This window comes from Pedobacter sp. 22226 (assembly GCF_052045455.1).
GTDB lineage: Bacteria > Bacteroidota > Bacteroidia > Sphingobacteriales > Sphingobacteriaceae > Pedobacter > Pedobacter jeongneungensis.
In genome coordinates, this window is the sequence record NZ_JBQEPB010000005.1 from 573664 (window position 1) to 586172 (window position 12509).

General features: G+C 37.2%; 12 protein-coding genes. 10 read left to right on the top strand and 2 right to left on the bottom strand.

Going from position 1 to position 12509, the window contains the following annotated elements; genetic code table 11:
* The first annotated feature begins 274 nt into the window (after nucleotides 1-274).
* The 3 genes from ACTJKC_RS14595 to ACTJKC_RS14605 all read left to right on the top strand — a co-directional run bounded on the left by ACTJKC_RS14595 (nucleotide 275) and on the right by ACTJKC_RS14605 (nucleotide 3417).
* Nucleotides 275-1681 carry an ammonium transporter gene (locus tag ACTJKC_RS14595; protein WP_344853092.1) on the top strand — a complete coding sequence of 469 codons (1407 nt, stop codon included), beginning with the start codon at nucleotides 275-277 and terminating at the stop codon, nucleotides 1679-1681.
* Nucleotides 1682-1718: 37 nt separating this feature from the next.
* The gene (locus tag ACTJKC_RS14600) at nucleotides 1719-2744 is read left to right on the top strand and encodes a porin (RefSeq protein WP_440792943.1); all 1026 of its coding nucleotides are present in this window, start codon (nucleotides 1719-1721) and stop codon (nucleotides 2742-2744) included.
* Between the two features lie 94 nt (nucleotides 2745-2838).
* On the top strand, nucleotides 2839-3417 hold the full coding sequence (locus tag ACTJKC_RS14605) for a DUF4468 domain-containing protein (protein ID WP_440792945.1): 579 nt from the start codon (nucleotides 2839-2841) through the stop codon (nucleotides 3415-3417).
* Between the two features lie 5 nt (nucleotides 3418-3422).
* Here ACTJKC_RS14605 and ACTJKC_RS14610 read toward each other — a convergent pair whose 3' ends face one another.
* A complete protein-coding gene (locus ACTJKC_RS14610) occupies nucleotides 3423-3893 on the bottom strand; it encodes an SRPBCC family protein (protein WP_440792947.1) in 471 nt (156 codons plus the stop codon).
* A 391-nt stretch (nucleotides 3894-4284) separates the two neighbouring features.
* Complete coding sequence (locus ACTJKC_RS14615; RefSeq protein ID WP_344853096.1) at nucleotides 4285-4758, bottom strand: ribonuclease H-like YkuK family protein; 474 nt, start codon at nucleotides 4756-4758, stop codon at nucleotides 4285-4287.
* Between the two features lie 216 nt (nucleotides 4759-4974).
* Here ACTJKC_RS14615 and ACTJKC_RS14620 point away from each other — a divergent pair, with 216 nt between their 5' ends.
* The 7 genes from ACTJKC_RS14620 to ACTJKC_RS14650 all read left to right on the top strand — a co-directional run bounded on the left by ACTJKC_RS14620 (nucleotide 4975) and on the right by ACTJKC_RS14650 (nucleotide 12368).
* Nucleotides 4975-5193 carry a hypothetical protein gene (locus ACTJKC_RS14620; RefSeq protein WP_440792950.1) on the top strand — a complete coding sequence of 73 codons (219 nt, stop codon included), beginning with the start codon at nucleotides 4975-4977 and terminating at the stop codon, nucleotides 5191-5193.
* Between the two features lie 50 nt (nucleotides 5194-5243).
* Complete coding sequence (locus ACTJKC_RS14625; RefSeq protein WP_440792952.1) at nucleotides 5244-6548, top strand: DEAD/DEAH box helicase; 1305 nt, start codon at nucleotides 5244-5246, stop codon at nucleotides 6546-6548.
* A gap of 163 nt (nucleotides 6549-6711) precedes the next feature.
* A complete protein-coding gene (locus ACTJKC_RS14630; RefSeq protein WP_029274124.1) occupies nucleotides 6712-6945 on the top strand; it encodes a DUF1456 family protein in 234 nt (77 codons plus the stop codon).
* Nucleotides 6929-9607: an outer membrane beta-barrel protein gene (locus ACTJKC_RS14635; protein WP_440792955.1), complete on the top strand. Its 2679-nt coding sequence runs from the start codon at nucleotides 6929-6931 to the stop codon at nucleotides 9605-9607. The genes ACTJKC_RS14630 and ACTJKC_RS14635 overlap by 17 nt, the downstream gene beginning before the upstream one ends.
* Nucleotides 9608-9666: 59 nt before the next feature.
* Nucleotides 9667-10404 (top strand): GDSL-type esterase/lipase family protein, encoded by a 738-nt coding sequence (locus tag ACTJKC_RS14640; RefSeq protein WP_440792957.1) that lies wholly within the window; start codon nucleotides 9667-9669, stop codon nucleotides 10402-10404.
* A 1214-nt stretch (nucleotides 10405-11618) separates the two neighbouring features.
* Nucleotides 11619-11966 carry a hypothetical protein gene (locus ACTJKC_RS14645; RefSeq protein WP_440792959.1) on the top strand — a complete coding sequence of 116 codons (348 nt, stop codon included), beginning with the start codon at nucleotides 11619-11621 and terminating at the stop codon, nucleotides 11964-11966.
* Between the two features lie 18 nt (nucleotides 11967-11984).
* On the top strand, nucleotides 11985-12368 hold the full coding sequence (locus ACTJKC_RS14650) for a hypothetical protein (protein WP_440792961.1): 384 nt from the start codon (nucleotides 11985-11987) through the stop codon (nucleotides 12366-12368).
* Nucleotides 12369-12509: the final 141 nt, after the last annotated feature.

Here is a 12509-nt window from a genome sequence, read left to right on the forward strand (position 1 = left end):
TTTAAGCTAATTTATTATAAATTTTAGGTAAAATGATATAAAATACAATTAATGGTGTGTTTTGTTTTTATTAAAAACTTGCATTAAAATCGGCTGTTTTTTTTGTTATTTTTATTTTTGAGGTTAATTTTTGCTTTGTTTTATAAAAATCACTGTTTTTTGTTAAAATATTTCAATTTAATAGTGTAAAAAATACATTATGTCGTATTTTTATAAAAATAAATAACCAAAAATCACATTATTTAAATAATATTAACAAATTAAACTAAAAACTATGAGTAAATTTTCCTTTAAACAGTTTGCGCCCTTCGCGATTTTAATGATCGTCGCGATTTTCGCTCTATTTATTCCACTTCTTCCAAATTTCGACGAGGGTAAATACAGTGCGCCTGATATTGCATTTATTTTAATCGCTGCAGCGCTTGTATTTTTAATGACTCCAGGTCTTGCTTTCTTTTATGGCGGTATGGTTCACCGTAAAAACGTACTGTCTACCATGATTAAAAGTGTGGTAGCAGCAGGAGTAATTACCGTTTTATGGACAGTTGTTGGTTTTAGTTTAGCTTTTGGTGATACCATTGGCGGTTTTATCGGAAACCCATCAACATTTCTGTTTTTTAAAGGTGTAAATTCTGGTGCACCACATCTTCAGGGCGGTGCTGATTTAACCATTCCACTTTCTTTATTTGCTGTATTTCAGTTAATGTTTGCCATCATTACCCCAGGTTTAGTGGTAGGTGCTGTTGCAGAACGTATCCGTTTTACTTCTTATATCTTATTTATCGTTTTATTTGCCATTTTCGTTTACTCTCCGTTAGCACACTGGACCTGGCATCCACAAGGTTTCCTGTTTAAAATGGGTGTTTTGGATTTTGCCGGTGGTACTGTAGTGCATATCTCTGCAGGTATGGCCGCTTTGGCTGGTGCACTGGTTTTAAAACGCAGAAAATCTCACTTAGAGCATAAAGAAGTTCCGCCTGCAAATATTCCTTACGTATTAATCGGTACAGGTTTATTATGGTTCGGTTGGTTCGGTTTTAACGCAGGTTCTGCATTAAGTGCCGGTAGTTTAGCTGTTTCTGCATTTTTAACTACAAATACTGCTGCGGGTGCTGCTGGTTTATCGTGGATGTTCTTCGATGTTGCAAGAGGTAAAAAACCTTCTGTTTTAGGTTTTTGTATTGGTGCAGTGGTAGGTTTGGTTGCCATTACGCCAGGTGCCGGTTTTGTAAGTATTTCATCAAGTATATTTATCGGTGCCATTGCCGCTGTTATTTCTAACCTTGTGGTTTCATGGAAACAAAAAACCAGCTTAGATGATACTTTAGATGTTTTTCCTTGCCATGGTGTGGGCGGTATTGTTGGGATGTTATTAACAGGTGTTTTTGCTACAAAAACGGTTAATGCTGCCGGTGCTGACGGATTATTTTATGGTAACCCTGCTTTCTTTATTACGCAGTTAAAAGGTGCGGTAATCGTAATTGCTTTCAGCTTTGTGGTATCGTTCATTATCTTTAAACTGGTAAACCTTATTAATCCGATCAGGGTTTCTGAAGAAGAAGAAGAATTAGGATTAGATGCTTCTCAACACGATGAGAAATACTCACAAGGTACCTTATTAGTTGAAGAAAGAGCGATCTATATCGAAAGAAACAGCCCCTTAACAGAACCAATTTCTTAAGGATTTTATAATATCTAAACTCAAATCAAGCTCAAACATGAAGAAACTTTTAACTGCTATTTTCGCAATGGCCAGCGCAAGCTGTGCCCTGGCGCAAGAAACCACCACGTCACCACTTGAAATTTCAGGGTCGGTTGATACGTACTTTAAATATGATTTTGCGAAAAATCCATTAAACGGAAAAACGTCTTTTGTAACTGACCATAATTCGGTTTCGTTGGGTATGATTGATATTGCCTTGAAGAAAAAAACAGGCAAAGCCTCATTTGTAGGAGAGTTGTCTTTTGGCCCAAGGGGGCAATCGCAATCTATTCCTGATGCTGCGGCTGGCGGTTCGTCGTTCAATATCCAGAATTTATATGTTAATTACGATTTTACTGATCAGTTTAGCATGACTGCTGGTTACATGGGTACTTTTGTCGGATATGAAGTTATTTCTCCGGTTGGAAACTTTAATTATTCAACTTCGTATTTATTTACAAATGGTCCGTTCCAAAATGCGGGTATTAAAGCCACTTACAAATTCAGCGATAAAGTAAGCTTAATGGCCGGTTTATTTAACGACTGGAATGTTTACAGTGCAACGCGTGGTGTATCAGCAATTGGGGGGCAGTTAATGGTTGCCCCGGTTGAAGGCTGGACGGCTTATATCAATGCCTTATCAGGTGCCGGTTATGGCGGTTACGGAACCATTATCGATTTAACTACTTCTTATCAGATTACAGAGAAATTTAAACTAGGTTTAAATGCCGCTAATTATGATATTAAAGATAGTTCGGTGCAGGGAAGTTATGCGGGTGCAGCACTATATCCTCAATATGCGGTGGCTGATGCGGTTACCATTGGTTTAAGGGGTGAGTATTTTAAAGCCAAAGCTTATGGTACTACCGCCGCTACTTCTACTACAGCGGTTACGCTTACTGCAAATGTGAAATCGGGTGGCTTAACTTTTATCCCTGAGGTAAGGTTAGATCATAATAGCGATAAACCTTTCTTTAACAAAAGTGGTGCAATAGCGCCAAACGCCGGCCAGTTTTCTTTAGCCGCTGTTTACGCTTTTTAAGGAAGAAATTTTCAAATATTAAGCCGTTCCGGTGTAAAATCGGAACGGCTTTTTAGTATCTTTAAATATTTGGCAAGTACATTAATCCATTCTGATGAAATACATTATTCTTTTTCTTTTAGTTGCATTTTCCATTGATCTTTCGGCACAGCAAAAACAGTTTTCTAAAGATGATAACGGTAAATTTATTTACTATAAAGTGGTCGATTCTCAATCGTTAAGTAGAGATACTTTATTGCAAAGGGCTAAATCTTTTGTTGATGTGGCCTATAAAAAATCGATGAAGGCAGAAAGTATTACCGATACTTCTATTTTGGCCAAAGGAACCATGGTGATTGATAAAACAATTTTAGTTGCCGGGCACCCAAGCGGAGAAATCAGCTACAATTTTGTGTTCGAAGCTCGTAATGGAAAATATCGTTTTTGGCTAACCGACTTTTTATACATTCCATACCAGCGCGACCGTTATGGCAATTTTGTTGCTACAACCAGGATTGGTACTCCTTTAGAACGAAATCCGGGTAAACTTAATGCCGGTGCCTGGAAAGATGTTGTTAACAGTGCCTATAATAAGATCGACAAATTTGGTGAAGACTTTAAAAAGTATTTAGCAACCAATAGGGTAGAGAAAGCTAAAAAAAAGACAGAAACCATTTCTACTAAAAAATGGTAACCAACTCATTTAAACTTGCCAAATAATTCTTCAACTTTCTGATACCGGAATTTAAAAATTTCATTGATCTTATTCTTAACAATCATGGCGTTTGCAATTGGGCCAATTGGTCCCCAGCCAATGCTGTAATGTAAGGTATCGTGCATTAAAACACCTCCGTCTATTTTCTCGAAATGGTGCTGATGGTGCCAAAAAGCAAAAGGGCCAAAGCGCTGTTCGTCTATAAAGTATTCTTGATCCTTAACATGGGTTATTTCGGTTACCCAACCTAACTTAATGCCAAAAATGGGAGAAACTTTATAAGTAATAATTAAACCGGGATACATTTTGGTATTGGCCATATTTGGCGAAGTCACATCAAAAGTCATATCTTTTGGGGTAATTTCTGCCAGGTTTAAGGGCGAAGAAAAAAAATCCCATGCGGTATCTAAATCAATCGGGAGTTTTTGGGTAAACTCTAATCTGTATGTTTTCAAGTGCTTGTTTTAAACTACAACAACAAAGATGAAGTTTTTGTTGAGAAAAATTGGAACTCTTGTTTTTCACCACAAAGTTCACAAAGATAAAGAGTAAATTTTATTCGTCATTGCGAGGTACGAAGCAATCTTACAACTATGACTATGCCAACAAACATTAAAATATAACGAAAGCATTAGGATTGCTTCGTGCCTTGCAATGACGGATTCTCTTGTGTAGAACAAAACTGACCTAAAACGATCTATCAAGCACATCGATTATCAACCTAATTCACAGATTTCTCGACTGCGTTTCACTACGCTTGGCAATGACGGCACAAAGCTTCGGACCTCCGACCCCCTTACTTCCGGACTAACCCCGTCATCCCTTTTCCATCCCACATCTTCCATCCTAATGCACCATCTTATCCGCACAGGTTGAGCTTGCAAATGCTTCCGGTTTTGCCTTAAAAATAAATCCCATGCTTAAAATATATCCCATGGCGTCGTTCAGTGCTTTGTTCGATTTAAATGACGGGTTGGTGTTGATATCGGCATGTACCTCGAGCGCTACATCATAAATATCAAGCAAATCGCAGATGGAATAAGCAGTTTCAATCGATTTTTGTACTTCCATCAACATTCTTTCCTTAATGCTTACCTGTTGCGTGCTTTTTTCCTGGTGGATGTACATAAAGCCACCATGATGCTCTCTTAGTAATACGATTACTGTTGCAAAATCGGTTATCGCTCCTTTAACCTGCGAGTCGGTACCGATACAAACTTTAAGTTTAAATCCCTTTTCACTTTCTCTGATAATTGCTTTTTCAACCTCTTCGAGGATGGAAGACTGAATAATTTCACCACTAAATTTTTTCCACGTCATACATTATGTGTTTTTGAGGTTAATAAATGGTAATCAGGTTTTTATAAAAATAAGCGCTATAAATTAAATATGTGTTAAGTGCAGGTTGTTTATTTGCTAACAAAAAGTTAGTTATCAACAAGTTAGTGATAATAGTTCGGATCAGTTTATAAATTATTGAAACAAATCATTTATCGGGTCGTTAAATATTAGTACATTCATTAAAAATTCTTAATTATGAGAGCAGAATTAATTCAAGAACTTCAATTATTACAAAATTGCAGAGCCAATAAATTTGCGGATAAACTGGCTGACAGGATTTTATCATCAGTTGATGCCGTTAATGAAAAAGTGCAATCTTCTATGTCTAAACGCGGCAATATGCTGATGCTGTTAGATAAGACGTTAAATTTTTCTACAATACGCAAACTTAGAAACAGGTTTTTCAAACCTTAACGCAGAACCTGGTTTTTGCCATAGAGAGAAATGATTACCTTTATGGCGGAATGATAGAAAATGCCTTAAAAAAATTAAATATTTCTGCACTTAACGAAATGCAGGAAGCTTCTTTACAAGCAGCTAAAACCGGTAAAGATTTAATATTGATTGCGCCAACGGGTTCGGGGAAAACGTTGGCCTTTTTATTGCCTTTACTTTCCAATTTAAAAAATGGGGTTAAGGGTGTTCAGGCTTTGGTTTTGGTGCCTTCCAGAGAGCTTGCCCTGCAAATTGAGCAGGTTTTTAAACAAATGGGTACTTCTTTTAAGGTAAATTGCTGTTATGGCGGTCATGCCGTAAGGATAGAGAAAAATAACCTTGCCCATCCGCCTGCTGTGCTGATTGGCACGCCAGGTAGAATCGCCTATCATTTAGAACATCAGAATTTTGATGAATCTTTTATTGAAACATTGGTTTTAGATGAATTTGATAAGTCGTTAGAGTTTGGTTTTGAAAGTGATATGTCTTATATCATTGGTTCGTTACTTTCGCTAAAACAACGCATTCTTACTTCAGCAACCAAAATGGAAGAGATTCCTGCATTTGTGAAAATCAATAATCCGGTTGAAGTCGATTTTTCAAAAAATATTAAGGCTAAGCCAGATTTAAAACTAAAAAAAATAACGGCTCCTGCCGATGAAAAGCTTGATTATCTTTTCAGGCTGCTAAGTAAAATCGGCGATAAAAATACATTGGTTTTCTGTAACCACAGGGAAACCGTCGACCGCATTAGCGATCTTCTTTTTGAAAATGGTTTAGGGCATGATGTTTTTCATGGCGGCATGGAACAGTTCGACCGCGAAAAGGCTTTGTTAAAATTTAGGAACGGTAGTCACAGGATTTTAATTACAACCGATCTTGCCGCCCGTGGTTTGGATATTCCTGAGGTAGAGCATATTGTGCATTATCAGTTGCCTTATACCGAAGATGCCTATATTCACCGTAATGGCCGTACCGCACGGATGCACGCCAAAGGAACGGCTTATGCCATTTTAACTACAGAAGAGAATTATAAATATTTGCCGGAAGATATTGAAGAAGAAGTTTTATCAGACAAATATAAACTGCCTGAGGCCAGCGAATGGGTAACTTTATATCTGGCCCATGGTAAAAAAGATAAAATTAACAAGATTGATATTGTGGGTTTATTTTTGCAAAAAGGTAACCTGGCAAAAGAAGATCTCGGATTGATTGAAGTTAAAGATACCACCAGTTATGTGGCCATTAAAAGAGGCAAAGTAGAAAAATTGTTAAAAGATTTAAGCGGCGAAAGAATTAAAGGGAAAAAACTTAAATTAGAAATAGCAAGTTAAAGAAGAGTTTGGAGTTGAGCGTTTGGAGTTGAATCTGCGCTTTGCAACCTTAAAACCTTTAACAATTAAACTTTACAACATTCACTCATTCATTCATTCACTCACTCACTCAATCAATCAATCATTCACTCAATCATTCTGTCATTCAATCACTTAAATAAGCATGAGCAACAACGATATATTAAAAAAACTAAGAGTAGCCTTATCATTAAAAACAGAAGATATTATTACCATTTGTGATTTGGTGGGCTTTAAGGTAACCAAGGCTGAACTGGGCGACATTTTCAGGAATGAAGATCATGAGAATTTTAAACCTTGCGGCGATCAGATCCTCCGTAATTTCTTAAATGGTCTGGTAATTTATAAAAGAGGTCCGAGGGATGAGAAAAAGCAATAATTTATGCTTTTTATTATTTTTTATACTGATCACTTTCTCCTTTAACGCTCTCGCTCAGTCTCAGTTTAAAATAAGCGGCAAAGTAATCGATTCTTTAAAAAAGCCCGTTGAGGGCGTAAGTATCCGATTGATTACCGATAAAGATACCCTTCGTTCAAATGCTGATTCGAAAGGCAATTTTACATTCCTGAAAGTAAACCACAACAAATTCTACCTTAGCATTACAGCATTGGGTTATCAACCTTATGCCTCTGTTTACGAAATCGAACCTTCGAAAAAAGGCGTTGAGCTGGATCCGATTATGCTCAAATCCGAAAGCATCAAATTGGAAGATGTAGAGGTGAAAGTAAAAGTAGATCCAATTAAAATCAAAAAAGATACCATCGAGTACAATGCCGGGGCCTATACCATTAGGGAAAACGACAAGGTAGAAGACCTGTTAAAGCAATTGCAGGGCATCGAGGTTGATGAAAAAGGTGCTGTAACAGCAATGGGCAAAAAAATGACGAAGCTGCGGGTTAATGGTGAAGATTTTTTTACCAGTAACGTAGAAGATTACATCAGGCAGTTGCCGGCAGATATTATTGCCAAACTTCAGGTAATAGACGATTATGGCGATGAAGCTAATTTTACAGGGATAAAAACGGGTACACCACAAAAAATGCTGAATCTGGTTACTAAACCGGGCATGGATAAAGGCGTTTTTGGTGGAATGAACCTAAGTTCAGCAACCAATAATGCGCATAATTTGGGTGTTAGTGGCAATATCTGGAAAAAAACAAAGCAGATCGGTTTTGGAGGTCGTTATGGTATTACCAATAATGAGTTTAACCAAATGAATAACGGAGGTTTAAGCGGTAACATCAGGGATAAAATTTCGAAAGAATTTAGTGTAAACGGGAGTTATAATTTTAGTAATGGCACAAACAAATCCATTCAGAGCAATTACCTCGAAACCTTTAACCCACAGGGTACCATTTACGATTTAAGGGAGAGTGCCAGTAATTCAAAATCTCTGAATAATAACATTAACCTTGGTTTAAACGGGGCTACTAAAAAGAATTATTTCAATGCTTCGTTGGCCGGATCTTTGGCCGATACCCGGAATGATGCTTTTTCTACCTCCAATAAAACCGGATATATTAAACAGGATTTGAGCTCTAATTCAGGTTCGCGTAACAGTAATCCAAACCTTAATGGCAGCATTAACTGGTCGCGGAGGCTGGCCAATAACAAGCGCTCACTTTCCATGGGTTTTAATTTTGGAACCAGCGGCGGAAATACCAATAGTACCATTAATGATATTATCCGCTATTACAATGAAACCACCAATATACTGGTTAAAGATTCGCTCTTAAATCGTTTGGTAGAAAACAATACTTCAAGCGCTAATTTTGGCGGGAACATCCAGTTTTCAAATTCCCTGAAAAAAACGAATGATAGTACCGGATACAGTTTTGTTAATTTATCTTACCGTTTTTCGGTAAGCAGGAGCCAGAACCTGCAAACCACCACCGTTACCAACCCATTTGGGAATCGTTTTGTAGTCGATTCGCTTGGGCAGGATTATGTTTCCAATTTTATCAACCAGAACATCAGCATTGGTTATAACACCAACAGCAACCGGATCAATTATAATTTTGGTCTTAATTTTTCACCCAGCATCATCACCGGTAAATATCAGAATACCGGACAGGAACTTAAAAATTATCAGCTGAATTTTTCCCCTTCTGCCAATTTAAGCTATCAGATTAAAGACAATGGAAATTTAAGCTTTGGATACAATGGTTACACCAATTCGCCCGATTTTAACAAGCTGCAGCCAGTTAGGAACAATAATGATGTGCAAAACCTGATTATTGGTAACCCCGATCTGAAAGCAACATCGAGCCACACCGCCGATCTGAGTTATAACAGATTTGGGTTAAAATCAGGATTAAGTATTATGGCTGGTTTATCAGGTACTTTTGCCATTAACAGTGTGGTAAGCAATACGGTTTTTCTCAGGGATACGTTGAACAGTTTAAAACAGCAAACCACTTACGAAAATGTAAATGGTATTTATAACGTAGGTGGAAATTATTCGTTTAATAAAAGGATGCTTGATAATAAACTGTCGTTATCTGTAAATGGGAATATCGCTTACAGTCACAATGTTTTTTATACCGATAACGTATTGAACAAGAGTAGCGGCATTAACGTTTCGAATGCCTTCAGGTTTAACCTGAATGAGAAAAAATATTCTTTTAATACCAGCGCATCATACAGTTTCAGCTCTAATACCTATTCTGTAATGAACCAGAACATTAAAAATGTGCAGGTTTTGGCTTTAACCGGAAGTGCCAGCTGGATTCCAGGCAAACGTTTTCGGGTAAATGCCTCGGCCTCTAAAAGTTTAAATTTTGGTTATAGTTTATATGCCGGAAATCCCTTGCTGGTGAATATGGGATTAAATACCTCTTTTCTTAAGGGGAACAAACTGCTTTTCTCTGTTCAGGCCAACGATTTATTTAATCAGGGCGCACTTTTTAGCACGAGTATCAGCAATAACTCAATTTCTGAAAACAGAACGAGGTTTATCAGCCGCTTTGTACAAGCTACCCTGAGCTATAATTTAAGCCAGTTTGGAAATAGAAAAAGTAAAACGAATGGCGACGAATAAAATAATTAAGCCCAAATTATTTAGTTTAGCGTTTCGCTCATTTACCTGTTAAATATCCCATGAAAAGTAAATTTCTATTTTTTCTTTTGCTGATTTCTGCAAATAATTTGTTTGCACAGGATCAGAAAACAGATTCACTAAATAATAAGCCAAAGAAAGAAAACTTTGCCGATGACTGGGCAGCCCTTACCAAATACCAGAAAGAGAATGAACTTTTGCCGCCAACAAACCGAAAAGAAAAACGCGTAGTATTTTTGGGAAGCTCGATTTTCGAATTCTGGAAGCAAAAAGATCCTGAATATTTTAACAATAATTCTTATGTGGACAGGGGCATAAGCGGACAGATTTCGCCACAGTTGCTGATCCGTTTCAGGCAGGATGTAATTAATCTTAAACCAAAAGTGGTCATTATTTTAGCGGGTAGCAATGATATTTCTGGCAATACCGGGCATGTAACCAACGAAAAAATTCTGAACAACATCAAATCGATGGCAGAACTGGCCCGCTTACACCACATTAAAGTAATACTTTGCAAGTATTTACCTGTTTACCAATATCCATGGAACAAAAGCATTGAACCTGCTGAAATTATTGTTTCCCTGAACGAAATGATTGCTGCTTACGCAAAAGAAAAAAATTATACCCTTCTGGATTATTGGACCCCATTGGTCGATGATCGCAAGGGGCAACGACCTGAATTAACGGTTGATGGTGTACACCCCAACCTTGCCGGCTATAAGATTATGGAAGGTGTAACGGATGCGGCGATCAAAAAAGCGCTGAAAAACAGGCACTAAGTTAAGTTCATTGGTTGATTAGTCATTAGTTTATTGGTTAGCATGATGCAGGAATTTGACCACTGCAGACAGAAACTAAATTTTCCTTTGCTGTCATTCTGAACGCAGTGAAGAATCTTTTGATAAATTAAACCGTGTTTTCCGTAAATCTGCGGCTGGAAATTCATTTGGTCATTAGTCATAAGTTCGATTGGTCAGCATGATGCAGAAACTTAATTCCTGTAAATTAAACTGATTGTCATTCTGAACGCAGTGAAGAATCTTTAAATTAAAAACCAGTTTAACAACCTTTCGACTCTGCTATCATTAACAAAATACAACAAAGCATCGTCATCTCGACTGGAACTCAGTGGAATGGAGAGATCTACACTAGATTTCCCGGCTTCGTTGCACTAAGCTCGAATGACGGGATTGTGAGAGAACAGAGTGAAGAATCTTTTAATAAATAGAAGCCAATGGTAAATAAGATCCTTCATTACATTCAGGATGACAAGTCGCAAGAGTTACTTCTAATTTAATAGGTCGTCATCTCGACTGGAACGCAGTGGAATGGAGAGATCTACACTAGATTTCCCGGCTTCGCCGCACTTCGCTTGAAATGACGGGATTGAGAGAGAACAGAGTGAAGAACCTTTTAATAAAATAGAAGCCAATGGTAAATAAGATCCTTCATTACATTCAGGATGACAAGTCGCAAGAGTTACTTCTAATTTAATAAGTCGTCATCTCGACTGGAACGCAGTGGAATGGAGAGATCTACACTAGATTTCCCGGCTTCATTGTACTACGCTCGAAATGACGGGATTGTGAGAGAACAAAGTGAAGAATCTTTTAATAAAATAGAAGCCAATGGTAAATAAGATCCTTCATTACATTCAGGATGACAAGTCGCAAGAGTTACTTCTAATTTAATAGGTCGTCATCTCGACTGAAACGCAGTGGAATGGAGAGATCTACACTAGATTTCCCGGCTTCGTTGTACTACGCTCGAAATGACGGTAGTAAAAATGAGCTTGGCGACCAACGACTTCCTGTAATTTATTTGTTTTTATGAATTTTCAATAATATTTGAAAGTTTAATAAATTTAATTTACTTTTACATCGTGAGGGAGAAATGAAACATACAAAAGATTAAAAACGCCGTAAAAATGGCATATTTTTTTAATCTTTATTTTCAATTTTTACTGAAAGTTAAATAATTTAAGTGGTAGGTTATGGATTATAATATACTCGGATATGGCATCTTTATAACGGTTATCGTATTCATTATCGTAGTGGTAGGGAAGATCTGCTACCGCAACGGAAATATCTTTGTAGCCGAACTCATTCCCGATCATTTAGACCTTTGTCAGCAGATTAACAAATCACTGTTAGTCTCTTACTACCTGGTAAACATTGGCTACTGTGCCATGACATTGGTAGGCTGGGAGACGATCTGTTCATCGCAACAGTTGGTAGAAGTAATGGCGGTAAAAGTGGCCACCATTGTATGTATCCTGTCTGTTCTTCATTATTTAAATATCTATTTGCTTACCAATACCATACATAAATTAATAAAATAACACCTTAAACTTTTCATCATGGAAACGACAAAAATTTTAATCGGCTATGCAGTTTATTTACCAATTGCACTTTTTCTGACTTTTTATGTTTCAAAAACGCTGTTCAAAAACAGTAAAATCTATATGCTTGATATTTTTAAAGGGAGGGAAGAAATCGCGAATGCGACTAACAAACTTTTCGAAACAGGCTTTTACCTGCTCAATATCGGTTTCGCACTGTTAATTATGAAGATTACGATTGGCGCAAACGATTACCGCAGTTTAGTTGAAGCGCTAAGTTCTAAAATAGGTGGTTTTGCCATTTACTTAGGGATTATGCTATTTATCAACCTGTATTTCTTTTTCAGGGGGAAACGCAAAGCGAAAGAAAATCAAAGACCTGTGCCTTTTCAGCCTGCATAGATTATGAGAAAAATTTGTCATCCTGAGCCTGTCGAAGGGCCTACTTAGATTTATCGTAAGCGTTTCTACAAGCTCAACGTGACATTTTTGAAAGAAAATTAAATTAAGATAGCCTCTTACTTTTGAAGTTATCTTTTTCCA